General features: G+C 72.1%; 24 protein-coding genes and 1 riboswitch. Of the genes, 14 read left to right on the top strand and 10 right to left on the bottom strand.

Annotated features, from left to right (window positions below; genetic code table 11):
* Positions 1-13: 13 nt before the first annotated feature.
* Positions 14-1,420: a M1 family metallopeptidase gene (locus AMK11_RS21710; protein WP_073729665.1), complete on the bottom strand. Its 1,407-nt coding sequence runs from the start codon at positions 1,418-1,420 to the stop codon at positions 14-16.
* A gap of 78 nt (positions 1,421-1,498) precedes the next feature.
* The gene (locus AMK11_RS21705) at positions 1,499-2,071 is read right to left on the bottom strand and encodes a GlcG/HbpS family heme-binding protein (RefSeq protein ID WP_073729664.1); all 573 of its coding nucleotides are present in this window, start codon (positions 2,069-2,071) and stop codon (positions 1,499-1,501) included.
* Positions 2,072-2,328: 257 nt separating this feature from the next.
* On the opposite strand from AMK11_RS21705, the gene AMK11_RS21700 reads away from it, so the two are divergent.
* Both AMK11_RS21700 and AMK11_RS21695 read left to right on the top strand, forming a co-directional pair.
* Entirely contained in the window at positions 2,329-3,570 is a 1,242-nt protein-coding gene (locus AMK11_RS21700) for a sensor histidine kinase (RefSeq protein ID WP_073729663.1), read from the top strand.
* Positions 3,567-4,262: a response regulator gene (locus tag AMK11_RS21695; protein WP_073729662.1), complete on the top strand. Its 696-nt coding sequence runs from the start codon at positions 3,567-3,569 to the stop codon at positions 4,260-4,262. Before AMK11_RS21700 ends, AMK11_RS21695 begins: the two co-directional genes overlap by 4 nt.
* A gap of 91 nt (positions 4,263-4,353) precedes the next feature.
* Here AMK11_RS21695 and AMK11_RS21690 read toward each other — a convergent pair whose 3' ends face one another.
* Positions 4,354-4,929, bottom strand: coding sequence for a TerD family protein (locus tag AMK11_RS21690; protein WP_007450822.1), 576 nt, complete (start codon positions 4,927-4,929; stop codon positions 4,354-4,356).
* A 158-nt stretch (positions 4,930-5,087) separates the two neighbouring features.
* Here AMK11_RS21690 and arfB point away from each other — a divergent pair, with 158 nt between their 5' ends.
* On the top strand, positions 5,088-5,525 hold the full coding sequence (gene arfB / locus AMK11_RS21685) for an alternative ribosome rescue aminoacyl-tRNA hydrolase ArfB (protein ID WP_073729661.1): 438 nt from the start codon (positions 5,088-5,090) through the stop codon (positions 5,523-5,525).
* A gap of 9 nt (positions 5,526-5,534) precedes the next feature.
* Here arfB and AMK11_RS21680 read toward each other — a convergent pair whose 3' ends face one another.
* Both AMK11_RS21680 and AMK11_RS21675 read right to left on the bottom strand, forming a co-directional pair.
* Positions 5,535-6,005 carry a GNAT family N-acetyltransferase gene (locus AMK11_RS21680; protein WP_073729660.1) on the bottom strand — a complete coding sequence of 157 codons (471 nt, stop codon included), beginning with the start codon at positions 6,003-6,005 and terminating at the stop codon, positions 5,535-5,537.
* A 58-nt stretch (positions 6,006-6,063) separates the two neighbouring features.
* Complete coding sequence (locus tag AMK11_RS21675) at positions 6,064-6,663, bottom strand: flavin reductase family protein (protein WP_073729659.1); 600 nt, start codon at positions 6,661-6,663, stop codon at positions 6,064-6,066.
* Between the two features lie 322 nt (positions 6,664-6,985).
* Between AMK11_RS21675 and cdgB the strand changes: the two genes are divergently transcribed.
* Together cdgB and AMK11_RS21665 are read left to right on the top strand one after the other, a co-directional pair.
* Entirely contained in the window at positions 6,986-8,653 is a 1,668-nt protein-coding gene (gene cdgB / locus AMK11_RS21670) for a diguanylate cyclase CdgB (protein WP_073729658.1), read from the top strand.
* Between the two features lie 118 nt (positions 8,654-8,771).
* Positions 8,772-9,731: a CBM35 domain-containing protein gene (locus AMK11_RS21665; protein WP_073729657.1), complete on the top strand. Its 960-nt coding sequence runs from the start codon at positions 8,772-8,774 to the stop codon at positions 9,729-9,731.
* A gap of 42 nt (positions 9,732-9,773) precedes the next feature.
* On the opposite strand, the gene AMK11_RS21660 is transcribed toward AMK11_RS21665, so the two are convergent.
* The 3 genes from AMK11_RS21660 to AMK11_RS21650 form a co-directional block, all read right to left on the bottom strand.
* Complete coding sequence (locus AMK11_RS21660) at positions 9,774-10,706, bottom strand: 1-phosphofructokinase family hexose kinase (protein WP_073729656.1); 933 nt, start codon at positions 10,704-10,706, stop codon at positions 9,774-9,776.
* A 129-nt stretch (positions 10,707-10,835) separates the two neighbouring features.
* Positions 10,836-11,981: an N-acetylglucosamine-6-phosphate deacetylase gene (gene nagA / locus AMK11_RS21655; RefSeq protein ID WP_073729655.1), complete on the bottom strand. Its 1,146-nt coding sequence runs from the start codon at positions 11,979-11,981 to the stop codon at positions 10,836-10,838.
* Positions 11,981-12,916, bottom strand: coding sequence for an ROK family protein (locus AMK11_RS21650; RefSeq protein WP_241847037.1), 936 nt, complete (start codon positions 12,914-12,916; stop codon positions 11,981-11,983). Before AMK11_RS21650 ends, nagA begins: the two co-directional genes overlap by 1 nt.
* 208 nt (positions 12,917-13,124) lie before the next feature.
* Here AMK11_RS21650 and AMK11_RS21645 point away from each other — a divergent pair, with 208 nt between their 5' ends.
* Genes AMK11_RS21645 through otsB form a run of 3 tightly spaced genes read left to right on the top strand, consistent with a single transcriptional unit; the run spans position 13,125 to position 15,567 of the window.
* On the top strand, positions 13,125-14,390 hold the full coding sequence (locus AMK11_RS21645; protein ID WP_079187591.1) for an extracellular solute-binding protein: 1,266 nt from the start codon (positions 13,125-13,127) through the stop codon (positions 14,388-14,390).
* 50 nt (positions 14,391-14,440) lie between these two features.
* Positions 14,441-14,665, top strand: coding sequence for a DUF3263 domain-containing protein (locus AMK11_RS21640; RefSeq protein ID WP_073729652.1), 225 nt, complete (start codon positions 14,441-14,443; stop codon positions 14,663-14,665).
* Positions 14,666-14,700: 35 nt separating this feature from the next.
* The gene (gene otsB / locus AMK11_RS21635) at positions 14,701-15,567 is read left to right on the top strand and encodes a trehalose-phosphatase (protein ID WP_073729651.1); all 867 of its coding nucleotides are present in this window, start codon (positions 14,701-14,703) and stop codon (positions 15,565-15,567) included.
* Positions 15,568-15,593: 26 nt separating this feature from the next.
* On the opposite strand, the gene AMK11_RS21630 is transcribed toward otsB, so the two are convergent.
* Positions 15,594-16,982: an alpha,alpha-trehalose-phosphate synthase (UDP-forming) gene (locus AMK11_RS21630; RefSeq protein ID WP_073729650.1), complete on the bottom strand. Its 1,389-nt coding sequence runs from the start codon at positions 16,980-16,982 to the stop codon at positions 15,594-15,596.
* Between the two features lie 144 nt (positions 16,983-17,126).
* Between AMK11_RS21630 and AMK11_RS21625 the strand changes: the two genes are divergently transcribed.
* Positions 17,127-17,810 (top strand): hypothetical protein, encoded by a 684-nt coding sequence (locus AMK11_RS21625; protein ID WP_073729820.1) that lies wholly within the window; start codon positions 17,127-17,129, stop codon positions 17,808-17,810.
* Positions 17,811-17,816: 6 nt separating this feature from the next.
* Here the strand turns inward: AMK11_RS21625 and AMK11_RS21620 are convergent, their stop codons facing one another.
* A complete protein-coding gene (locus AMK11_RS21620) occupies positions 17,817-18,761 on the bottom strand; it encodes a glucosyl-3-phosphoglycerate synthase (protein ID WP_073729649.1) in 945 nt (314 codons plus the stop codon).
* A gap of 134 nt (positions 18,762-18,895) precedes the next feature.
* Positions 18,896-19,043, top strand: a riboswitch (SAM riboswitch).
* Positions 19,044-19,061: 18 nt separating this feature from the next.
* Here AMK11_RS21620 and thrC point away from each other — a divergent pair.
* The 5 genes from thrC to AMK11_RS21595 all read left to right on the top strand — a co-directional run bounded on the left by thrC (position 19,062) and on the right by AMK11_RS21595 (position 24,642).
* Positions 19,062-20,375, top strand: a complete 1,314-nt coding sequence (thrC, locus tag AMK11_RS21615) for a threonine synthase (RefSeq protein WP_073729648.1) — start codon at positions 19,062-19,064, stop codon at positions 20,373-20,375.
* Between the two features lie 93 nt (positions 20,376-20,468).
* Positions 20,469-20,744, top strand: coding sequence for a MoaD/ThiS family protein (locus tag AMK11_RS21610; protein ID WP_073729647.1), 276 nt, complete (start codon positions 20,469-20,471; stop codon positions 20,742-20,744).
* 406 nt (positions 20,745-21,150) lie between these two features.
* A complete protein-coding gene (locus AMK11_RS21605; RefSeq protein ID WP_004929928.1) occupies positions 21,151-21,354 on the top strand; it encodes a cold-shock protein in 204 nt (67 codons plus the stop codon).
* Between the two features lie 330 nt (positions 21,355-21,684).
* A complete protein-coding gene (gene groL / locus AMK11_RS21600) occupies positions 21,685-23,310 on the top strand; it encodes a chaperonin GroEL (RefSeq protein ID WP_073729646.1) in 1,626 nt (541 codons plus the stop codon).
* A gap of 201 nt (positions 23,311-23,511) precedes the next feature.
* Complete coding sequence (locus AMK11_RS21595; protein WP_073729645.1) at positions 23,512-24,642, top strand: NADH:flavin oxidoreductase; 1,131 nt, start codon at positions 23,512-23,514, stop codon at positions 24,640-24,642.
* Positions 24,643-24,672: the final 30 nt, after the last annotated feature.

Here is a 24,672-nt window from a genome sequence, read left to right as displayed (position 1 = left end):
TACGGGGCCCGGCTCAAGCGCTGTCCGGCCTGCCGTCCCCGTACAGCCAGTCCTCCCAGACCGCCGTGAAGTCCTCGTCCGGCGCCGACTTCTCCACGTAGGCCGTGAAGTCATCGGTGTCCGCGTTGCCGTGGCGGTGCTCGGCGGCCCAGCCCCGCAGGAGGCCGAGGAACGCCTCGTCGCCGACCGCCTGGCGGATCTTGTGCAGGACCATCGCGCCGCGCTGGTAGACGGGGCTCGCCGAGATGTGTTCCGCGTCGGGTGGCTCGGCGGGCGGGAACGCCCAGATCGAGGCGTTCGCGTCCGCGTCGTCGTAGTAGGTCCCGTCGTAGAGCGCGTCGAAGGTCTCCTGGGCGTTGTCGCCGCCCTGGTCCTCCTCCCACAGCCACTCTGCGTAGGTGGCGAAGCCCTCGTTGAGCCACATGTCGCGCCAGGTCTTAGGGCTGACGGAGTTGCCGTACCACTGGTGCGCGAGCTCGTGGACGAGCAGGACGGTGTCGGGGGCGCCGGGGAAGTACGGCCGGTTCTGGGTCTCCAGGGCGTACCCGGCGTCCGCCACGCGGTCGACGATCGCACCGGTGGAGGAGAAGGGGTACGGGCCGAAGTTCTCCACGGCCCACTCCATGACCTCGGGAATCCGCCCCAGCACCTCGCGGCTCGCGTCGGCCTGCCGCGGGTCGACGGCCGTGTGGACCGGCAGGCCGGCGTCGGTGGTGAAGCGTTCCGTCTCCCATTCGCCGACGGCGACCGTCACGACGTGGCTCGCCATCGGCTCTCCGACGTGCCAGGTGGACGTCGTACGGCCGCCGCGGGTCGACTCGCCCGTCAACTCGCCGTTGGACACGGCACCGAGCCCTTCCGGCACGGTCACCTTCAGGTCGTACGTCGCCTTGTCGGAGGGATGGTGGCTGCCGGGGAACCAGGCCATCGAACCCGTCGGCTGACCCAGCCCGACCGCGCCGTCGGCGGTGGGCAGCCAGCCCTCCTTCGAGTCGTCGGGGTCGGTGATCGTCACCGGCTCACCGGAGTAGCGGACGGTGACGCGGAAGGTCTCCCCGTCGTCCAGCTCGTCGGCCGGGCGGACGGTCAGCTCCTGACCGGCCCGGTTGAAACGGGCGTCCCGGCCCTCGACGGTGACCTCCTCGACGTCCAGGCCCTTGAGGTCCAGGTTGAAGGCGGACAGGTCCTGGGTCGCACGGGCGGTGATCGCCGCCGTTCCGGTGAGGTGCCTGTCGTCGGGGTCGTAGGCCAGAGTCAGGTCGTAGTGCCCGATGTCGTAGCCGCCGTTGCCCGCCTTGGGGAAGTACGGGTCGCGCACGCCCGAGCCGCCGGGGGTGCCGTCGACCGCGCCGCCACCGCTGCACGCCGCGAGGGCGGTGGCGGTGGCGGCGGCTACGAGCAGACGGGGGGTGGTGCGCACGTCGTGATCCTATGGGGCGTTTCACGTGAAACGCCCGTTGGGACCGGCTGTTGGGACCGCCGTGAGGCGCCCCGGGCTCTAGTCGATCGCCTCCGCGCCCGCCTGCGCGAACTTCTCGTCCAGGGTGCCGGACGGCGCACCCGCCACACCGATGCCGGCGATCGGGGCCTTGCCGGACGTGACCGGGACGCCGCCGCCCAGGAACAGGGTGCCGGGGATGTCCTTCAGGTTCGGGGCGTTCTCCAGGCGGCCCTCCAGCTCCGTCGTCGGGGCGTTCCAGGCGACGGAGGTGAAGGCCTTCTGCACGGCCGATTCGTAGGACTGCGGGCCGGCGCCGTCGCCGCGCATGGTGAGGATCGTGTTGCCGTTGCGGTCGACGACGGCGACCGTGATCCGCTGGCCCTCCTTCTTCGCGGCCTTCAGCGCCGCCTGCGCGGCCTCGGTCGCGGCGTCGATCGTCAGGTGCGTGGAGGTGGTGGTGTCGCGCTTGCCGGCCTCGGCGGCGGCGGGGACGGCGGCCACCGCGGAGCCCTGGGCCGCGTCGGGGGCGGAGGCGTTCGCCGCCACCGTGCCGAAGGTGCCGGCGGCGACCGCGGCGAGAACGGCGCCGCCGGTGGCGATGCGGGCGCGGCGGGAGAGGGTCTTCTTCATGGGTGTCTGCTCCTCGAAGGGGGGCGGGCTTCCGTCTGCTCTCCACCCTCCGCCCGGCACCGGGGGCGCGCGGTCGCCGTTCCGGCTGCCGGTCGCGGACGGATCGGGCGACGGCGGGGTCGTCCGATCGGCTGACCCGCGGGCCGTCCCGAAGGGTCATCATGGGAGTGTTCGCGCAGCTCAGCGTCCCCCTGCGGCAGGTTGGGGAGCAGGGGCAGGCGCGGCCGCGAACGCGGACGCAAGGAGGTGGGCGCCGGATGCCGAAGCCGTACGACCCGGACAGCCGGTGGCTCGGCGCGGTGATGCACGCGGCGTTCTTCCTCCTGCTCGGCGGCGCCCTCGCCCGCTTCCTGCTGCGCCACCCCGGCGAGCCCCGCACCCCGTGGATCTTCGCCCTCTCCCTCACCCTCGCGGTGCTGCACCTGCTCGGGCCCGCCCTGACCGGCCCCGAGCCGTCCGGCCCCGCCAACCGGCCCGCCCGGCGGCGCCTGGCCTGGCTGGGCCTGGTGGTCGTGGTGTGGATGGTGCTGGTCGTCCTCGCGCCCAGCTTCGCCTGGTGCGCGGTGCCCCTCTTCTACACCGGCCTGCGCACCCTCCCGGCCAGGGCGGCGCTGGTGCTGGTCACCGTCCTGACGCTGTTCGTCGTCGCCGCGCAGCTCCGGCTCGCGGGGGGCTTCGACCCCAACCTGCTGCTCGCGCCGCCCGCCGTCGCCGCGATCGCCGCCGCCGTGTTCCTGCACACCGAACGGCAGGCGGCCCGGCAGCGGGCCCTGATCGACGACCTGATCCGCACCCGCCGGGAACTCGCCGCCTCCGAGCGCCGCGAGGGCACCCTCGCCGAACGGCAGCGGCTGTCCATGGAGATCCACGACACCCTCGCCCAGGGCCTGTCCAGCCAGCGGATGCTGCTCCAGGCCGCCGAGCGGGTCTGGGAGACCGACCCGGACAAGGCCCGCACCCACGTCCGGGGCGCCGCCTCCGTCGCCGAACACAATCTCACCGAGGCCCGCCGCTTCGTCCACGACCTCGCCCCCGCCGACCTCGCCCGCGGCGGCGGCCTGGACGCGGCGCTGCGCGCCCTGGCCGTGCGGGAGTCCGGCGACCACCTCACCGTGCGCGTCCACGTCGACGACGGCGGCCGTTCCCCGCTGCTGCCCGACCGCGTCCAGTCGGCCCTGCTGCGCATCGCCCAGGGCGCCCTGGCCAACGTCCGCGAACACGCGGGCGCCGCCACCGCCGCCCTGACCCTCACCCTCCTCGACGACCAGGCCGTCCTGGACGTCACCGACGACGGCCACGGCTTCGACCCGGCGGCACTCCCCGACGCCCCCGCCGGGGTGCGCGGACACGGGCTGCCCGCGATGCGCGCCCGGCTGCGCCAGCTGGGCGGCACCCTGACCGTGGAGTCGGCGCCCGGCGAGGGCACCGTCCTGTCCGCCGCCGTACCCCTGGAAGCGCCCCGCCCCGACCCGGCCGACCGGCAGGAGACACCCCGATGACCCACCCGGCAGACGGCGGGCCCGCCCCCGTCCGCATCCTGGTCTGCGACGACCACGTCGTCGTGCGGGCCGGACTGCTCGCCCTGCTCGACAGCGCCCCCGGCATCGAGGTGGTCGGCGAGGCGGGCACCGGCGAGGAGGCGCTGGCGCTCGCGGCGCGGCTGGCGCCGGACGTGGTGCTGATGGACCTGCAGCTCGGCGCGGGCATCGACGGCGTGGAGACCACCCGCCGCCTCACCGCCGCCCCGGCGATCGGCACACCGCCGACCGGCACACCGCCGACCGGCTCCGGCCGTGTCCCGCACGTCCTGGTGCTGACGACGTACGACACCGACGCCGACATCACCCGCGCCATCGAGGCCGGGGCGACCGGCTACCTGCTGAAGGCCGAACGCCCCGAGGAGCTCTTCGCCGCCATCCACGCCGCCGCTCAGGGCCGTACGACGCTGTCCGGCCCCGTCGCCGGCCGGGTCATGGCCAACATGCGCAGCCCGCGCCCCTCCCTCACCGACCGCGAACGCGACATCCTGGCCCAGCTCGCCACCGGCCTCGGCAACCGGGAGATCGCCCGCGCCCTGTTCATCAGCGAGGCGACGGTGAAGACCCACCTGCGGCGCATCTACGACAAGCTGGGCGTCGACACCCGCGCGGGCGCGGTCGCGGTGGCGAAGGAGCAGCGCCTGCTGCCCTGAAGCCCGCCACGGAAGTCCGCCACGGAAACGCCGAAGGCCCCCCGGCCGGACGTCCGGGGGGCCTTCGTACCGCGAAACGCGCGGGCGAACGTCAGACGTTCACGCCGAAGTCCTGGGCGATGCCCACCAGGCCCGAGGCGTAGCCCTGGCCGACGGCGCGGAACTTCCACTCGGCGCCGTTGCGGTAGAGCTCGCCGAAGACCATGGCGGTCTCGGTGGCCGCGTCCTCGGACAGGTCGTAGCGGGCGATCTCGGCGCCGCCGGCCTGGTTGAGGATGCGGATGTAGGCGTTGCGCACCTGGCCGAAGTTCTGCGAGCGGTTCTCGGCGTCGTAGATCGAGACCGGGAAGACGATCTTCTCGATGTCGGCCGGGAGACCCGCCAGGTTGACGTTGATCGCCTCGTCGTCGCCGGCGCCCTCGCCGGTGCGGTTGTCACCGGTGTGGACGATGGTGTTGTCCGGCGTCTGCTTGTTGTTGAAGAAGACGAAGTGGGCGTCGGAGTACACCTTGCCCTGCGTGTTGACCGCGATCGCGGAGGCGTCGAGGTCGAAGTCGGTGCCGGTGGTGGTGCGGACGTCCCAGCCGAGGCCCACGGTGACTTCGGTCAGGCCCGGAGCCTCCTTGGTGAGCGAGACGTTGCCACCCTTGGACAGGCTTACAGCCATTGTTGGGAGTCCCTTCCCTCGTTTACGTACGGCAAGAAAGCTACAGCTACCCCCATGAACGACGAGAGGGGTCCACAAGGTTCCAGCTCTCTTTACTTTCTTTACCGAGGCCGGGGCCGAGGATAATGGGGTGACGTGGACCGCACGGGGACGGGAACATGGACGGCATGTCCGGTCCCCATGTCATCCGCGGCTCCGTCTCCCTTCCCGAGGCCGAGCTCGTCTGGCGTTTCTCGCGGTCCTCCGGGCCGGGCGGGCAGCACGTCAACACCACGGACACGGCCGTGGAGCTCCGCTTCGACCTGGCGCGCACCGAGGCGCTGCCCGAGGTGTGGAAGCGCCGCGCGCTGGAGCGGCTGGCCGGGCGCCTGACCGACGGCGTCGTCACCGTCCGCGCCTCCGAGCACCGCTCCCAGTGGCGCAACCGCGAGAGTGCCGCCGTACGCCTCACGGCCCTCCTCGCCGAGGCCACCGCCCCGCCGCCCAAGCCCCGCAGGCCGACCCGCATACCGCGCGGCATCAACGAACGCCGGCTGCGCGAGAAGAAGCAGCGCTCGCAGACCAAGCGCGGCCGCTCCCCGAAGAACTGGGACTGAAGCGGGCCACTAGGCCAGCTTCAGCACCCCCACCGTCTGCCCCTCGCTCGTCTCGCCGTCCGGCCTGAAGCCCAGCCCCAGATAGAAGCCCTCGGGGCCGTCCGGGCCCGGGTGCCAGGTGACGTAGCACTCCTCGCCGCCGCGCCGGCGGATCTCCCCGGCCACCGACTCCACCGCGAAACGGCCGTATCCCCGGCCCTGTTCGCCGGCCGCGATGTTCAGCCGCCACAGTCCGGAGCGCCGCACGCTGCCGTCCTCGTACCAGTCGATGTCGAAGAAGGCCATGAGGAAGCCGACGGGGCGGTCGCCGTCGAGGATCAGGCGGGGCCAGGCGACGCCGGGGTGGAGGTAGGCCTCGGCGAGCGATGTCATCACCGGCTCGACGGCGAACTCCTGGTCGGGGCGGACCCGTATGGCGGTGGCTGCCTCGAAGTTCGCGCGGGTGACTTCCGCGAGGCGGAGCTTGGTGCTGGTCGTCATGCGCGCACCTTAAGCGGGCGTCGCACGGACGACGAGCGATTAACGAGCGATTGAAGGGTCACCCCAACTGCCGGTACCGCCCCCGGAAGTACGCCAGCGGTCCGCCGTCCGCGCTCGGCAGCGAGGCGGTCAGCACGCGGCCGATGACCAGGGTGTGGTCCCCGGCCCGCACGCGCTGCTCGGTGCGGCACTCCAGGGTGGCCAGGGCGCCGCCGACCAGCGGGGCGTCGGTCGCCTCGCCCCGTACGTAGGGGATGTCGGCGAAGAGGAGCCGGTCGCTGACGCGGCCCTTCATGGCGAAGCGCCCGGCGATGTGCCGCTGGCTCTCGGACAGGACGGAGACCGCCCACAGGGGCTGCTCGTCCAGCAGGTCGTCCATGCGGGAGCCCTCGCGCAGGCTGACCAGGACCAGCGGCGGGTCCAGGGAGACCGACATGAAGGCGGTGGCCGTCATGCCGACGTCCTCGCCGCTCGGCGCCTGCGGGTCGTCGGGGTCCAACGGCGGCTCCTGCGCGGTCACCAGGACCACGCCCGAGGCCAGCCGGGACATGGCGGCACGGAACTCCTCGTTGCTCACCCCCTCAGCATGCCCGGCGGCGGGCGACGGCGACGGGAGCGTGGGGGACGCGGGGGACGTGAGGGAAGGAGTGTTCGGCACATCGTCACGCTAATCGCCGGTCCCGGCGCCCGGCATCGGGCCCCGGACGGAACCGGGTCCTAGGACCACCGAAGGAGTCCGGCGCGAGGTGTGCGGACGGACACAGAATTTGCGTTCAGTAAACGCACAGAGAAAACGCAGAAACACCACTCAATTGTTCATCTTTCGCTGTGACTTGAGTCACAAGGGAGCGTAATTGTTGACCCTGTGTACCGAGTGGGCAGCGCGCTGTGATTCAGTGGCGGGGAACTGGAAGGGCACCATCAGTAAAGGCGCCAAGGCAACCCTTGATTCGCTGCGAGGTCTCGGGGGGAGGGCGAGCATGGAGACCGAGTCGGAGCCCTACGTCCGTCTTGCGTCCCTGCGGCAGCTGCACCAGGCCATGGCCGACATGAACAAGGCCCGCAGCCTGGCCGACACCCTGCAGGCCGTCGCCGACGGCGTCGTCCAGGCCCTCGGGTACGAGCTGGCGTGCGTCAACCTGGTCCGGCCCGACGGTGACCTCGTCGTCGCCGCCTTCTCCGGCAACCAGGCCGCCGAGGCCCTCATCACCGGCCGGGCGGGCTCCCGCGAGTCCTGGGACCGGCGGCTGCGCATGGGCGAGCAGTGGGGCGACCTGATCTTCATACCCCACACCGAGGGCTGGGTCCTCGACGACGACGACGTCCCGCAGTGGTACACCGACGGGCCCGCGCCCCGCTTCGAGGACGAGTGGCACCCCTCGGACCGGCTCTTCGCCCCGCTGTACGCCCCCGGCCCGCAGGGCGGCGGCAACAGCGGCGAGCTGATCGGTGTCCTCTCCGTGGACCGGCCGCGCAACGGCCGCCGCCCGGGCGCCTGGGGCCGCGAGGCTTTGCAGATGTACGCGTTCCAGGCCGCCATCGCGATCAGCAACGCCCGGCTCCGCTCCAACATGCAGCGCGCCCTGGTCCGCCTGGAGCGCGACCAGCAGGCGCTGAGGGCCAGCGAGGAAAGCTTCCGGCAGGCCTTCGAGTACGCCCCCTCCGGCATGGCCATCGCCGAGATGGGCGGCGACCAGCACGGCCGCATCCTGCGCACCAACGACGCCCTGTGCCGCCTGCTGGGCCGCCCCGCCTCCGCCATGCGCCGCTACGCCTTCTCCGACCTCGTCCACCCCGAGGACATCGGCACCCTGCTGCGCACCTCCGCCGAGGGCGGCCGGGCCGAGCTGCGCCTGGGCCGCCGCGACGGCACCTACGTCTGGGTCTCCCTGCGCAACAGCGTCGTCGCCGACGCCGCCGACGGGCCCCGCTTCCTGCTCACCCACGTCGAGGACATAGAGGAGCGCAAGCGCCGCGAGCTCCAGCTCGCCCACCGCGCCTCCCACGACTCCCTCACCGGCCTGCCCAACAGCGCCGAGCTGCGCTCCCGCCTCGCCGCCCGGCTGTGCCGGCGCCCGCAGTCGCCGCACGCGGGCGTGGTGGACGCCATGGACGCCGCCTACGGGGACTCCGCCGTCTTCGACTCCGGCGGCCACACCTTCGACTTCGGGGCGGCGGCCGCCGAGCCGTACGGCGCCTACGACCACCACGTGCACGCCGTCGCCCCCGAGGACGGCCGCGACGACGGCACCAAGGGGCTCGCGGTCCTCTTCTGCGACCTGGACGGCTTCAAGTCGATCAACGACCGGTTCGGGCACAACGCCGGTGACGCCGTCCTGATCGAGGTCGCCCGCCGGCTCAGCGGCGGCGTCCGCGACGGGGACACCGTGGCCCGGCTCGGCGGCGACGAGTTCGTGATCCTCGCCAACGGGCTCGGCCGCGCCGACGCCCAGGACCTCGCCGTACGCCTGCGCAACGAGATCATCCAGCCGATCCGCGCCGAGGGACGGGCCGTCCGCGTGGGGGCCAGCTTCGGCATCGGGTGGGCCCACTGCGGCATGACGGCGGACGAAGTGCTGAAGTCTGCTGACGAACGTATGTACGTCGAGAAACGATCTCGTCCCAAACAGCACCGACGTGCGGGATGATCACCAGGTCAGGGCGCCGATGCGGTCTGAGTCACCCTTTCGGGTCAGTGCGAGCGGGTAGGCTCGCCCTCTCACGACCCGTACCGCACACGCAAGCATCTGGTTAGGAGACCAAGGGATGACGCCCGGCAACAACGGCGCGAGCACGCCCGAGGACGACGACCCCTTCGGCTACCTCTACGCCGACGGGCAGGCCAACGGGGCCCAGCCGCCGTCCGGTGGCTACGGCTACCCGAACTCCGTCAACCGGGTGCGTCCCGTCGGCACACGGCAGTACGGCGGCGCACCGCAGGGCCAGGCCGCCCCGACCGCCGCCTACGGCCAGGCCGCCCCGCAGCAACAGGGCGCGTACGGCGCACCCAACGCGCACTACGCGGCGCCGGAGACGCTCCCCGGCGGCGGCGCGCCGAACGGCCCGCAGCAGCCGGGACGCGGCGCGGGCGGGGGCGGCGGTCGCCGCGGTCCCAACACCAAGGGACTGCTGATCGGCGCGGTCGCGGTCGTCGCCGCGGTCGTCGTCGGTATCGCCGTGGCCATGACGAGCAGCAGCTCGGAGGACGACAAGGGCGGCAACGAGGCGGGTGGCGGCTCCACGCCCACCCAGTCCCAGAGCAGCGAGCCCAGCCCCTCGGCCAGCGACGACGCCGAGGAGGAGGTCGAGCTCCCCGCGACCGACGCGAAGGCGCTCAGGCTGTCGCCCGGCGTGACGACCGCCTCGGACATCGAGGGCGCGAAGGCCGACGGCGGGGTCTACGTCACGGGCTTCAACCAGGTCGGCGCGAAGGTCACCTGGACCGTCAGCGGCATCGAGAAGGCCGGCAGCTACCGGCTGAACGTGCGCTACGGCACCCCGGGCACCGACGCCGACGCCACCCTGCTGGTCAACGGCAAGGCCCAGGCCCGCCCGCTGAACATGAGCAACTTCGGCGGCACGCCCGCCGGGGACTGGGAAAAGGGCTGGAAGTCCACCTGGGCCACCGTGAACCTCAACGAGGGCACCAACACGATCGAGCTGGCCTGCAACGCGGACAACAAATGCGAGGCGGTCATCGACCAGTTCTCGCTCACGACGGGCTGACGGCCCCGTAGACCGGCCGCGCGTCACGTCCGCCGCCCCGCGTCACGCCGCGTCGGCCTCCGCCGTCACCGCCACCCCGCGGCCGAGCAGCTCCTCGTACGCCGCCCGGTCGAACTCGCCCGCCACCGGCGCCCGCACCGTCGCCGCCGACAGGGCGACCGCGCGGGCCAGCCGGTCCGGCCAGGGCAGGTGCTCCACCAGGCCGGAGAGCAGCCCGGCGACCGCCGAGTCGCCCGCGCCGGTCGGGTTGCCGCGCACGTGGGCGGGCGGGGCCGCGCGCCAGCGGCCCTCCGGGGTCTCCGCGAACAGTCCGGCGGCCCCCAGCGAGGCGACCACCGAGCGGGCGCCGCGCCGACGGGCGGCCTGCGTGGCCCGCAGCGGCTCGTGCGAGCCGGTCAGCTCGGCCAGCTCGTCGGCGTTCGGCTTGATGATGTCCGGACGGGCGGCGACCCCCCGGCGCAGCGGCTCCCCGCTGGTGTCCAGCAGCACCGGCACGCCCGCCGCGCGGGCGGCGCGCACCAGACCGGCGTAGGCGCCCACCGGGACACCCGGCGGCAGGCTGCCGCACAGGGCGACCGCGGCGGCACCGGCCAGCAGCTCCTCGTACGCCTCCTGGAAGGCGTTCCACTCGGCGGGCGCGACGGCCGGGCCCGGTTCGTTGAGCTGGGTGGTGTCACCGGTGCGCTCGTCCACGACGGCGATGGTGCGCCGCGTCGCCCCCGCCACCGGCACCAGCGCGTCCGCCACCCCGGGCACGCCGGTGAGTCCCGCGCGCACGGTGTCGCCGGTGGTGCCGCCCGCGAAGCCGGTGACCGTGACCTCGTGCCCGAGGGCGGCCAGCACCCGGGCGACGTTCAGGCCCTTGCCGCCGGGACGCTCCGTCACCTCGGTCACCCGGTGGGAGGCGTGGGGCCTGAGGCCCGGGACGCGGTAGGTGATGTCGAGCGCGGTGTTGAGTGTGACGGTGAGGATCACCGTGCCGACCTCCCCCGATCGTCTGCGGCTGGCGTGCCCGTGGAGCTGTGCTCCACGACACGATCATGCCAAAAGGGCGGCGGTCGGCCCAGCCCCCGGTCGGCCGTCGGGGCCCGGTCCCGGGACGGATCAGGCCAGTTGGGGATCGACCGCCCATTCGCCCCGGCGCATGACGCCCACCAGGTCGAACGCGTCGTCCAGGACCACCAGGTCGGCGTCCTTGCCGGGCTCCAGGGAGCCGATCCGGTCGTCCAGGCCCAGCAGCCGCGCCGGGTTGGCGGAGATCGCCGCGACGACGTCCCCGACCGGCAGCCCGTCCACCGTCACCGCCCGCTTGAAGGCGCGGTCCAGGGTGAGCGTGGAGCCCGCGATCGAGCCGCCCTCCACCAGCCGGGCCACGCCGTCCGCGACCTCGACCTCCAGCGGGCCGAGCAGGTAGCGGCCGTCGCCGAAGCCGGCCGCGTCCATCGCGTCGGTGATGAAGGCGACCCGGGAGGCGCCCGCGTGGTGGAAGGCCAGCTGGAGCGCGGCCGGGTGCAGGTGCGTGCCGTCGTTGATCAGCTCGACGGTGATCCGCTCGTCCTCCAGCAGCGCGGTGATGGGACCGGGGGCGCGGTGGCCGACCGGGGGCATCGCGTTGAAGAGGTGCGTGGCGACCGTCGCGCCCGCGTCGATGGCCTGCACCGTCTGCTCGTACGTCGCGTCGGTGTGCCCGATCGCCGCGATCACGCCGTGCTCCGCGAGCAGCCGTACGGAGTCCAGGCCGCCCGGCAGCTCGGTGGCGAGCGTCATCATCTTCGCGTGGCCGTGCGAGGCGTCGACCAGCTTGCGGACCTCGGCCGGGTCCGGGTCGCGCAGCAGTTGCTCGTCGTGGGCGCCCTTGCGGCACGGGGAGATGAACGGCCCCTCGAAGTGGATGCCGGCGACGTCGCCCTGCTGCGCCAGCTCGGCGAGCAGCCCGGCCTGCCGGGCGAGGAAGTCGAGGTCGCCGGTGACGGCGGAGGCGACCACCGTCGTGGTGCCGTGCCGGCGGTGGGTCTCGACGCCCTTGAGGACGTCCTCGGCGGTGCCGCCAGTGAAGGAGGCGCCGCCGCCGCCGTGGTTGTGGATGTCGACGAAGCCGGGGACCACCCAGTGGCCCGACACGTCGACGATCTCCGCCCCGGGGGGCGCCGTGTCCGCGATCCGCGTGCCGTCGACGATCACGCGGCCGTCGTCCACGGTCCCGGTGGGCAGTACCACCCGGGCACCGGCGAGAACCTTGCTTGGGGCCATCAGGTGGTTACCTCCGGGGGAGTCATGGTGGTCGTAGGGGTGGTGCCGTGCGGACCGGTGCCGAGCAGGTCCCAGGCCATCAGCCCGGCGCCCAGGCAGCCCGCGGTGTCCCCGAGCGCCGCGGGGACGATCTCGGGCAGCTTCTGGAAGGTGACGCGCCGTCGGACGGCGTCCCGCAGCGGTGAGAACAAGGTTTCCCCGGCCTCGGCGAGGCCGCCACCGATGATCAGCACGCGCGGGTCCAGCAGAGTGAGCGCGGTGACCAGTCCGTCGGCGAGCGCGTCCACGGCGTCCTGCCACACGGCGAGCGCCCGCGCGTCCCCCGACTCGACGGCCTTGGCGCAGTCGGCGGCGTCCGCCTCCGGGTCGCCGCAGGCCTGTGCCCACGCCTGGCTGACCGCCGACGCGGACGCGAACCGCTCCAGGCACCCGCGCTGCCCGCACGGGCACGGGATGCCGCCGGGGCGCACGACGACGTGGCCAATCTCGCCCGCGAAGCCGTGGGCGCCCGACTCGACCCGGCCGTCGATGCCGATGGCGCCCGCGATGCCGGTGCCCAGCGGCACGAACAGGAACCGGTCGGCGCCCTTCCCGGCCCCGACGCGCCCCTCGGCGAGCCCGCCGGTGCGCACGTCGTGCCCGAGGGCGACCGGGACGCTGCCCAGCCGCTCGCCGAGGAGCGCGCGCAGCGGTACGTCGCGCCAGCCGAGGTTGGCCGCGTAGACGGCGGTGCCGTGCTCCTCGTCGATGATGCCGGGGACGGCCACGCCCGCGGCGGCGGCGGGCTCGCCGAACCGGTCGGCGCCCAGGGCGCGCAGCTCGGCGGCGAAGTCCAGGATGCCCGCGACGACGGCCTCGGGACCGCGCTCGCGGCCGGTGGCCCGGCGGGCCTGGTGGAGCAGCTCGCCCCCCGGCCCCGCCAGGGCGGCCTTCATCCCGGTGCCGCCCACATCGAGGGCGATGACATGTCTCACGGAGACAGTGTGGCCCGTTGACCCGGGAGAGGTCTAGTCCACTGCCGTGGTGTAGACCTTAGTCCGTTAAGCGAACAAGCGCGCAAGCGCGAATCAGTGAACAAGCGAACAAGCGAACGACTGCGGCAAGCAGTGCACGACGTGTCGTCGGCAGGGTTGGGGAATCAGGGTGCAGCGGCGTAGGACAGGAACGATCGCGGTGGTGTCCGCACTGGGCATGACGGCGGTCCTCGGCGGCTGCGGGATCACCGGCGACTCCGGCGAGGTGACGCTGAGGCTGGTCGCCGCCGACTACGGCGACAGCAAGGCCAACAGCTCCCAGGGCTACTGGGACGACGTCGCCAGTGCGTACGAGGCCAAGCACCCCGATGTGAACGTCGACGTCACCGTTTACTCCTGGAACGACGTCGACCGGAAGGTCCGCGAGATGGTCGAGGCCGGCAAGGCTCCCGACCTGGCCCAGATCGGCGCCTACTCCGACTACGCGGACCAGGGCCTGCTCTACCAGGCCGGCGACGTGCTCTCCATCCCGGTCCAGGCGAACTTCGTCTCCCAGCTCGCCACCGCCGGCCAGGTCAACGGCGCCCAGTACGGCCTGCCCTTCGCGGCCTCCACGCGGGTGCTCTTCTACAACAAGACGCTCTTCGAGAAGGCCGGCGTCACCCCGCCCAAGAGCTGGGACGACCTCGCCGACGCCGCCGAGGCACTCAAGGACGAGGGCGTGAAGTACCCGTACGCGCTGCCGCTGGGCCCCGAGGAGGCACCGGCCGAGGCGATGCAGTGGATGCTCAGCGGCGGGGGCGGCTACACCGACGACGTCGGCACCTACTCCATCGACTCCCCGCAGAACGTCACCACCTTCACCTGGCTCAGGGACGAACTGGTCGCCGAGGGCCTCACCGGCCCCGTCGCCCCCGGCAAGCTCGACCGCGCCGACGCCTTCGCCGCCTTCGCGGGCGGCGACGTCGGCATGCTCAACGGGCATCCCACGCTGATGAAGGCGGCGTCCGACAAGGGCGTGAAGTACGGCATGGTGACGACTCCCGGCATCGACGGCGCGAGCAAGAACACACTCGGCGTCACCGACTGGATGACGGCCTTCAAGGAGAACGGCCACCAGGAGGAGATCGGCGACTTCCTCGACTTCGTCTACAGCGACGAGAACGTCCTCGCCTTCTCCCGTCGCTACGACCTGCTCCCGGTCACCACCTCCGCCTCCCAGATCATGAGCACGGCCAAGGAGGACGCGAACCTCAAGCCCTTCCTGAACGAACTGCTGCTCTCCGAGCTCTACCCGGTCGGCAAGACCTCCTGGGCCTCGGTCAGCGCGGACGTCAAGAAGCGCATCGGCCAGGCCGTCGCCCCCGGCGCCAGCCCCAAGGAAGTGCTCGGCCAGATCCAGGCCACGGCGATGCGGGCGGGCAGCGCCGAGTAGCGGCGGCGGGGGAGCGGCCGTTGTCGGTGGCGGGCGTTACGGTGCCGTACATGGACCTGGGACAGAGGGAGCGGGACGTCCTCGCACTGGAACGCCGGAGCTTTCCCGGCCCCGGCGCCAAGGAGCGGGCGATCCGCGAGGAACTGGGCCTGGCCCCCGTCCGGTACTACCAGCTCCTCAACGCCCTCCTGGACGACCCCCGCGCGCTCGCCGCCGACCCGGTGACGGTCAACCGGCTGCGCCGGGTACGGGAGTCGCGCCGCTCGGAGCGGTGAGGTTGACCCACGCCGCGGCGGGATAGGTTCGCGGTATGGGCAGCCACCAGGAATCCACCCGTGACGAATCCCCGGACCACCTGCCGACCCCCGCGACCGAGGCCGGACGCGAAGGCCTCGACGCCCTCCTCGCCGACCCCGGCCGCGCGGTGATCGCCCTCGACTTCGACGGCACACTCGCCCCGATCGTCGCCGACCCCGACCGGGCCCGCGCCCACCCGGACGCCGTACCGGCGCTCGCGGCCCTCGCCCCGAAGGTCGCCGCCGTCGCCGTGATCACCGGCCGCCCCGCCGAGGTCGCCGTCCACCACGGAGGCTTCGCGGACGTGCCGGGCCTCGACCACCTCGTCGTCCTCGGCCACTACGGCGCCGAACGCTGGGACGCCGCCACCGGCACCCTCACCGCCCCCGACCCGCACCCCGGCGTCGCCGCCGTCCGCGCGGAACTGCCCGGCCTGCTGGAGCACTCCGGCGCGGGCGAGGGCACCTGGATCGAGGAGAAGGGCCACGCGGTCGCCGTCCACACCCGCCGCGCCCCCGACCCCCAGGCCGCCTTCGACGCCCTGCGCGCCCCGCTGACCGGCCTGGCCTCCCGCAACGGCCTGATCGTGGAACCGGGCCGCATGGTCCTGGAACTGCGCCCACCCGGCATGGACAAGGGCGCCGCGCTCCGCGAGTACGTCCGCGAACTCGGCGCCGGGTCCGTCCTCTACGCCGGCGACGACCTCGGCGACCTCCCCGCCTTCGACGCCGTCGACACCCTCCGCACGCAGCACACCCCCGGCCTCCTGGTCTGCAGCGGCAGCGACGAGGTCCCAGCCCTCCGCAAGCGAGCCGACCTGGTGGTCGACGGCCCGGAGGGAGTAGTGGCCCTACTCCGAGCCTTGGCGGACGCCTCCTAGCCCGAGCTGCGGGCCGGGCAGCGCGATCAACCCCTCAACGCCTCCAACTGCTCCAAGAACCACCGCCCCGGCGGCAACGCCGTCCCCGCCGCAGCCAACCGCTTCGACCGCTCCCCCCGCTCCCCGGCCGGCAGCCCCAGCGCCTCGTGCAACGCCTCCGCCGTCCCCGACACGTCGTACGGATTCACGACGACCGCGTCCTCCCCCAGCTCCTCGTACGCCCCCGCCTCCCGCGACAGCACCAGCACACACCCCTCGTCGGAGACGACCGGCACCTCCTTCGCGACAAGGTTCATCCCGTCCCGGACGGGGTTGACCAGCGCCACGTCCGCCAGCCGGTACGCCGCCAGCGACCGCGCGAAGTCGTCCTTCACGTGCAGCACGACCGGCGTCCACCCCGCCGTCCCGAACTCCGCGTTGATCGACTCGGCCACCCGCCGCACCTCGGCCGTGTAGTCCCGGTACACGGCGAGATCCTGCCGCGACGGGTAGGCGAACGCCACGTGCACGACCCGCTCGCGCCACTCCGGCCGACCCGTCAGCAGCTCCCGGTAGGCCAGCAGCCCCCGCACGATGTTCTTGGACAGCTCGGTCCGGTCCACCCGCACGATCGTGCGGCGACCCTCCCCGATCTCCTCGCGCAGGTCCGCCATCCGCTCCTCGACGTCGGCCTCGTGCGACCGCTTCCGCAGGAAGTCCCCGTCGGCGCCCAGCCCGTGCACGCCGATCTCCGTGCCGCCGAGCCCGCCCACCAGGGCGTCGCAGCACGCGGTGAACGCGTCCGCCCAGCGCCGGGTGAGGAACCCGAGCCGGTCCGCGCCCAGCATCCCGCGCAGCACCTGCTCGGCGATGTCGTCCGGCAGCAGCCGGAAGTAGTCGACCGGCGCCCAGGGCGTGTGCGAGAAGTGGCCGATCCGCAGGTCGGGCCGCAGCTCGCGGAGCATCCCCGGCACCAGCGTCAGGTGGTAGTCCTGCACGATCGCGACCGCGCCCTCGGCGGCCTCCTCGGCCAGCGCCTCGGCGAACGCCCGGTTGTACTTCTCGTAGGAGGCCCACCGCAGCCGGAACTCCGCGTCGAAGACCGGCTCCAGCGGCGTCTGGTACAGCATGTGGTGCACGAACCACAGCACGGAGTTCGCGATCCCGTTGTACGCGTCCGCGTGCACGTCGGCCGGCACGTCCAGCATCCGCACGCCGTCCTCGCCGACCCCGCGCCGCACCGCCTCACGGTCGCCATCGCTGAGCGCGGAGCACACCCACAGCGCCCCCGCGTCCGGCCCGATGGCCGACAGCCCGGAGACCAGCCCGCCCCCGCCCCGTTTCGCGTCGAGTGAACCGTCCTCCCGCACCTCGTACGAGACGGGCCCCCGGTTGGAGGCGACCAGCACCTGGGCAGTACCGAAGCTTGCAGCCATACGCCTCAACGTAGCCCGGCCCCGAAAACCTCAAACGTGCCCGGGGATCACTTCGGCCGCGATTCGGTCACACCGCTTGTGTGGGAGATGTGAACGTGCCGAGGATGTGCGGTGCACATTTCAACTTTCTGGGGGGTGGGCTCCGTGCCCGTACGTATACGCATGCGCAGACTCGCGGCCTCCGCGGCACTGGTCGCGGCCTCCGCGCTGGCGCTGGCCGGCTGCGGCGACTCAAGCGCCGGTACGCAGGCGGACGAGCGGCCCGCGAGCGCCGCCACCACAGCCACCGCCACCGCCACAGCCACCGCCACGCAGAGCCCCAGCCCCACCCCCGAGGCGTCCCCCGCCGCACAGACCCCGACCCCCACCCCCGTCACGCTGTCCGACTTCACCGGCCGCGACGTCGGGTCGGCCGTCGCCTCCGCCAAGCAGGCCGGGCTCGACTACGCGGTCCAGCTCCAGGGCACCGGACGGCAGGCGTCCTCCTGGGGCGCCGGCGAGGAGGTCTGCGAGCAGACCGACGGCCCCGACGGCGTGACGTTCACCGTCCCCCGCGACGGCCGCGACTGCGCCGGTCGCCTGCTGCACACGCCGGAACCGGACCCGACCCCCGAACCCGAGAAGACGAAGGACACCGGCACCGGTGGCACCGGCGGCGGCACCGGCGCCTGCGAGCTGACCAGCCCCGCGGGCAACTGCTACGCCGACGGCCAGTTCTGCGCGAAGAAGCACCGCGGCCTGAGCACCCACGGCCGCGGCGGCGAGTACCTGACCTGCGAGCCGGACTCCGGCGGCACCTGGCGCTGGTCGGACGGCGTCACCGGCTGAGGCTTTTCACGCCACCCGGCGGGCCGCGTACTCGGCGATCTCCGTCATCGGGGGCCGCTCCTCCGTGTCCACGGAGTACGTGCGCGGCTCGAAGCCGTCGGCGCCCCGCTCGAACTGGGTGAGGGCGGGCCGGACCAGATGGCCGCGGGCCAGCCGGAGCTGGGCGGTGCGGTAGATCGCGGCGGACATCCGGCCCAGCGCCTGGCCGTCCTGGTGCCGGTGCCTGCGGACGCCGACGTCGACCTGCGCGAGGGCGTCCAGGCCCACCAGGTGCAGGGCGTCGACCAGCATCCCCAGCTCGACGCCGTAGCCGACGGGGAAGGGCAGCTGTTCGAGCAGGGAGCGGCGGGCCGCGTACTCGCCGCCGAGCGGCTGGACGAAGCCGGCCAGCCGCGGCCAGTGCATGTTGAGCAGCGGGCGGGCCATCAGCTCCGTGACCCGGCCGCCCTGACCGGGAGCCGCGCCGAGCGGGCGGTCGTACATGGCCTTGACCAGGTGCACGTCCGGTTCGGTGAGCAGCGGGCCCACGATGCCGGAGACGAAGTCGGCGCGGAACTCGCGCAGGTCGGCGTCGACGAAGCAGACGATGTCGCCGCCGGTGACCAGCAGCGAGCGCCACAGCACCTCGCCCTTGCCGGGCACCGCCGGGACGCGCGGCAGGATCGTGTCCCGGTGCACGACCCGCGCGCCCGCCGCCGCGGCCACCTCCGAGGTGCGGTCCCGCGACCCGGAGTCCACCACCAACAGCTCGTCGACGAGCGGCACCCGCTCCATCAGCTCCCGGCGGATCACCGAGACGATGGCGCCGACGGTCGCCTCCTCGTCGAGGGCGGGCAGCACCACGCTGACCGACTGCCCCCCGGCGTGCTTGGCGGCCATGAGCTGCTGGATCGGCCGGTCCCGCACGGACCAGGAGCGTGCGTCCAGCCAGCGCTCGACTTCTTCCAGCACGGTCGGTGGCTCCCTCTGTGATCCATCTCGCGGTTCGGACGACTATCTCAACTGTCATGGCCGTCGGTTACAGTCTTGAACAACGCGGGCGACCATCGCATGCCGGGGTCGCCGCGTGACCAACAACTGAAAACCGCTCATCCAGAGGGGCAGAGGGATACGGCCCGATGAAGCCCCGGCAACCCTCCAGTCGGTTCTTGTCACACGGACGTGGCGAGGCTCCCGGCTAGGGAAGGTGCCAAATCCGTCTCACGGCGAGATGCGTCGTGAGGAAGATGAGGAGAAAGGGCCTCGCCTCACATGGCTGTGCAGACTGTCGCAAGCAACACCGACACCACCGCTTCCACCCCCTCCGCCGCCTCCCCGGTCGACCTCGGTCCCGCCGCGGCGCTCTCCTGCCGCGAGTGCGGTCACCGCGTGCCGCTCGGCCCGCTCTTCGCCTGCGAGGAGTGTTTCGGCCCGCTGGAGATCGCCTACGACTTCTCGGCGTACGACACCGAGGAGCTCCGCAAGCGCATCGAGGCGGGCCCCGCGAACATCTGGCGCTACGCGCCGCTGCTGCCCGTCCCCGCCGACGTGGCGACCAAGCCGAACATCAACCCGGGCTGGACCAAGCTGGTCAAGGCCGACAACCTGGCCCGCGAGCTGGGCGTCGAGGCCGGCAAGCTCTTCGTCAAGGACGACTCCGGCAACCCGACGCACTCCTTCAAGGACCGCGTCGTCGCCCAGGCCCTGGAGGCCGCCCGCGCCTTCGGCTTCACCACCCTCTCCTGCTCTTCCACCGGCAACCTCGCCGGTGCCGTCGGCGCCGCCGCCGCCCGCGCCGGCTTCCGTTCCTGCGTGTTCATCCCGCACGACCTGGAGCAGGGCAAGGTCGTCATGGCCGCCGTCTACGGCGGTGAGCTGGTCGGCATCGAGGGCAACTACGACGACGTCAACCGCTTCTGCTCCGAACTGATCGGCGACCCGGCCGGCGAGGGCTGGGGCTTCGTCAACGTCAACCTGCGCCCGTACTACGCGGAGGGCTCCAAGACCCTCGCGTACGAGATCTGCGAGCAGCTCGGCTGGCGGCTGCCCGACCAGATCGTCGTCCCGATCGCCTCCGGCTCCCAGCTCACGAAGATCGACAAGGGTCTCCAGGAGCTGATCAAGCTCGGGCTGGTCGAGGACAAGCCGTACAAGATCTTCGGCGCCCAGGCCGAGGGCTGCTCGCCGGTGTCCACCGCGTACAAGGCCGGGCACGACGTCGTACGCCCGCAGAAGCCGGACACCATCGCCAAGTCGTTGGCCATCGGCAACCCGGCGGACGGGCCGTACGTCCTCGACATCGCGCGCCGCACGGGTGGCGCCGTGGAGGACGTGACCGACGAGCAGGTCGTCGACGCGATCAAGCTGCTCGCCCGCACGGAGGGCATCTTCGCGGAGACCGCCGGCGGGGTGACGGTGGGCGTGACGAAGAAGCTGGTCGAGGACGGCGTGCTGGACCCGGCGCTGACCACGGTCGTGCTGAACACGGGGGATGGCCTGAAGACGCTGGACGCGGTGGCTGGCACGGGGCTCACCGCGACGATTCGTCCCAGCCTTGATTCGTTCCGCGAGGCCGGTCTCGTCTGAGGGACCGCTCCATCGTTCTCGTCTGCGGGTCGGTGGGGGCTGGTCGCGCAGTTCCCCGCGCCCCTGGGCAATCACCTGACCGGAGGTTTTGAAGTGAGCGTCACCGTTCGTATCCCGACCATTCTGCGCACCTACACGGGTGGGCAGGCCGAGGTCAGCGCCGACGGCGCGAGCCTCGGGGAGGTCATCGCCGATCTGGAGAAGAACCACACCGGCATCGCCGCCCGGGTCCTGGACGACCAGGGCAAGCTGCGCCGCTTCGTCAACGTGTACGTCAACGACGACGACGTGCGTTTCGAGCAGGGCCTGGAGACCGCCACGCCGGACGGCGCGGGCGTCTCCATCATTCCGGCGGTCGCCGGCGGCTGACACGCCTCGTAGTGCCCATTGCCCCCTCCGTGAGAGAAGCGGAGGGGGCAATTCCATGTGATTGAGCGCGGTAGAGTTGGGGAACGCGCTCCCGATCGGAAGATCCGGAGTCCTGAGTTCCTGCTTTGCGCCCGACAAGATGCAGCCAAAATGCAGGCGCATTTCGCGGCTTTTGCTCCTTTTGTGACACCCGACTTGACCCGAATTCAGGCGAAAGCTCGCCATATTTCGGACCGGGTGCGTCCAGATTTCTCGTCCGATTGACCTGTTGCAGACGGCAGTTGGACAGATACATTCAGCCGCGGTCGACGCGTTCCGGCGCACGCCCCCAGTCGTGGGGGGTGAGGTCTGACCCGGGTCCGCGAAGTGCGGATCTGTGCAAGGGCCAGTAATAGGGGAGTTAGGCATGGCTCAGGGCACCGTCAAGTGGTTCAACGCGGAGAAGGGGTACGGCTTCATCGCGGTCGACGGTGGTGCGGATGTTTTCGTCCACTACAGCGCGATTCAGATGGACGGCTACCGCACCCTCGAAGAAGGCCAGCGGGTCGAGTTCGAGATCTCGCAGGGTCAGAAGGGCCCGCAGGCCGACATGGTTCGCCTCAGCGCCTGAGACGTTCGGCCACCGCAAGTAAACGGTTCTTCTCCGAAGGGCCCGCACCTCACCCGGGGTGCGGGCCCTTCGGGCTGCCCGGACGGCCCCCGGTTCCGTGTTCGCGGGTGGCTGAGCGCGGGCGCGGATCCTCGAGAGGCGCTTGCACTCGATGGGGGCGAGTGCTAATCATTGGCGTTAGCACTCTGAAGGTGAGAGTGACAACGAAGGACCGGGTCGGTGAGGCCCGCGGGCCGGGTGGGGAAGGAACCACGAGGCCGGCGAGCCGTCCGTCGCGGGCGCGGGCGCGGTCCGAAGGAATCACCCCCAGTCCTGGAGGGACCACTTCACATGGCCAAGATCATCGCGTTCGACGAGGAGGCGCGGCGCGGCCTCGAGCGCGGCATGAACCAGCTCGCGGACGCCGTCAAGGTGACGCTCGGCCCCAAGGGCCGCAACGTCGTCCTCGAGAAGAAGTGGGGCGCGCCCACGATCACCAACGACGGCGTCTCCATCGCCAAGGAGATCGAGCTCGAGGACCCGTACGAGAAGATCGGCGCCGAGCTGGTCAAGGAAGTCGCCAAGAAGACGGACGACGTCGCCGGTGACGGTACGACCACCGCGACCGTTCTCGCCCAGGCCCTCGTCAAGGAAGGCCTGCGCAACGTCGCGGCCGGCGCCAACCCGATGGCCCTGAAGCGCGGCATCGAGAAGGCCGTCGAGGCCGTCTCCGCCGCCCTGCTGGAGCAGGCGAAGGACGTCGAGACCAAGGAGCAGATCGCCTCCACGGCCTCCATCTCCGCCGCCGACACCCAGATCGGCGAGCTCATCGCCGAGGCCATGGACAAGGTCGGCAAGGAAGGCGTCATCACCGTCGAGGAGTCCCAGACCTTCGGTCTGGAGCTGGAGCTCACCGAGGGTATGCGCTTCGACAAGGGCTACATCTCGGCGTACTTCGCCACCGACATGGAGCGTATGGAGGCGTCGCTCGACGACCCGTACATCCTCATCGCCAACTCCAAGATCGGCAACGTCAAGGACCTGCTGCCGCTCCTGGAGAAGGTCATGCAGTCGGGCAAGCCGCTGCTGATCATCGCCGAGGACGTCGAGGGCGAGGCCCTGTCGACCCTGGTCGTCAACAAGATCCGCGGCACCTTCAAGTCCGTCGCCGTCAAGGCCCCGGGCTTCGGCGACCGCCGCAAGGCCATGCTCGGCGACATCGCCATCCTCACGGGCGGCGAGGTCATCTCCGAGGAGGTCGGCCTCAAGCTGGAGAACGCGTCCCTGGACCTCCTGGGCCGCGCCCGCAAGGTCGTCATCACCAAGGACGAGACCACCATCGTCGACGGCGCCGGCTCGACCGACCAGGTCAACGGCCGCGTCAACCAGATCCGCGCCGAGATCGAGAACAGCGACTCGGACTACGACCGCGAGAAGCTCCAGGAGCGCCTGGCGAAGCTGGCCGGCGGCGTGGCCGTCATCAAGGCCGGTGCCGCCACCGAGGTCGAGCTCAAGGAGCGCAAGCACCGCATCGAGGACGCCGTTCGCAACGCGAAGGCGGCCGTCGAGGAGGGCATCGTCGCCGGTGGTGGCGTGGCCCTGCTCCAGGCCTCCCAGGTCTTCGAGAAGCTGGAGCTGTCGGGTGACGAGGCGACCGGCGCCAACGCCGTGAAGCTCGCCCTGGAGGCCCCGCTGAAGCAGATCGCCGTCAACGGTGGTCTCGAGGGCGGCGTCGTCGTGGAGAAGGTCCGCAACCTGACCGTCGGCCACGGCCTGAACGCCGCGTCCGGTGAGTACGTCGACATGATCGCCGAGGGCATCATCGACCCGGCGAAGGTGACCCGCTCTGCCCTGCAGAACGCCGCCTCCATCGCCGCGCTGTTCCTCACCACCGAGGCCGTCATCGCCGACAAGCCGGAGAAGGCCGCCGCGGCCGGTGCTCCGGGCGGCATGCCGGGCGGTGACATGGACTTCTGATCGACCGGTTCCGGTTGATCGACCGTCCAGTACGGACCGAGGGCGGCACTCCCGACAGGGGGTGCCGCCCTCGGGCGTTCGGTGCCGTGACCTGGGTCACTGATGCCGGGCGGCCGGAATGCGCGTGGCGGGCGCCCCCGTTGTCATCGGCAGGTTCATGCACATGCACATACCTCCCGGTACCTCCAGAGGAGCCCCCACGTGACCGTCACCGCCGCCGACGCCGCCTCGCGCGCCGCCCAGATCCTCGCCCGCCCGGCCACCATCAACGGCCTGACCGTCCCCAACCGCATCGCGATGGCCCCGATGACCCGGATGTTCTCCCCGGGCGGCGTCCCCGGCGAGGACGTGGTCTCGTACTACTCCCGCCGCGCCGCCGCCGGTGTCGGCCTGATCGTCACCGAGGGCACCTACGTCGGCCACGACTCCGCCGGGCTCAGCGACCGCGTGCCGCGCTTCCACGGCGAGGAGCAGCTGGCCGGCTGGGCGAAGGTCGCCGAGGCGGTGCACGCGGCGGGCGGCACGATCGTGCCGCAGCTGTGGCACATCGGCATGGTCCGCAAGCAGGGCGAGCAGCCCTTCCCCGAGGCCCCCGCCGTCGGCCCCTCCGGCCTGCGCATCGGCGAGGACGAGGTCACCGGCAAGGCGATGACCCAGCGCGACCTGGACGACGTCATCGGCGCCTTCGCCGACGCGGCCGCCGACGCCGAACGCATCGGCTTCGACGGCGTGGAGATCCACGGAGCCCACGGCTACCTCATCGACCAGTTCCTGTGGGCGGGCACCAACCGCCGCACCGACGCCTACGGCGGCGACCCGGTCTCCCGCACCCGCTTCGCCGCCGAGATCGTGGCCGCCGTCCGCGAGAAGGTTTCGGCCGAGTTCCCGGTCATCTTCCGCTACTCCCAGTGGAAGCAGGACGCCTACGACGCCCGTCTTGCCGAGACCCCCGAGGAACTGGAGGCCATCCTCGCCCCCCTCGCCTCGGCCGGCGTCGACGCCTTCCACGCCTCCACGCGCCGCTACTGGCAGCCCGAGTTCGACGACTCCGACCTCAACCTCGCCGGCTGGACCAAGAAGCTCACCGGCAAGGCCGCCATCACCGTCGGCTCCGTGGGCCTGGAGGGCGAGTTCCTGGGCTCCTTCCAGGGCCAGGGTGCCGCGCTCGGCAGCCTCGACAACCTCCTGGACCGCATGGAGCGCGACGAGTTCGACGTGGTCGCCATCGGCCGCGCGCTGCTCCAGGACCCGCAGTGGGCGGACAAGGTCCTCTCCGGCCGCTTCGGTGAACTCGCCCCCTTCGACGCGGAGTCGCTGAAGACCCTCAGCTGACCCGGCCCGACCCGTCCGCGCACCGCGGCG

The organism is Streptomyces sp. CB02414 (assembly GCF_001905385.1).
GTDB lineage: Bacteria > Actinomycetota > Actinomycetes > Streptomycetales > Streptomycetaceae > Streptomyces.
The sequence above is the reverse complement of the archived record's forward strand: the minus strand, read 5'-3'. Positions and strand labels throughout refer to the sequence as shown.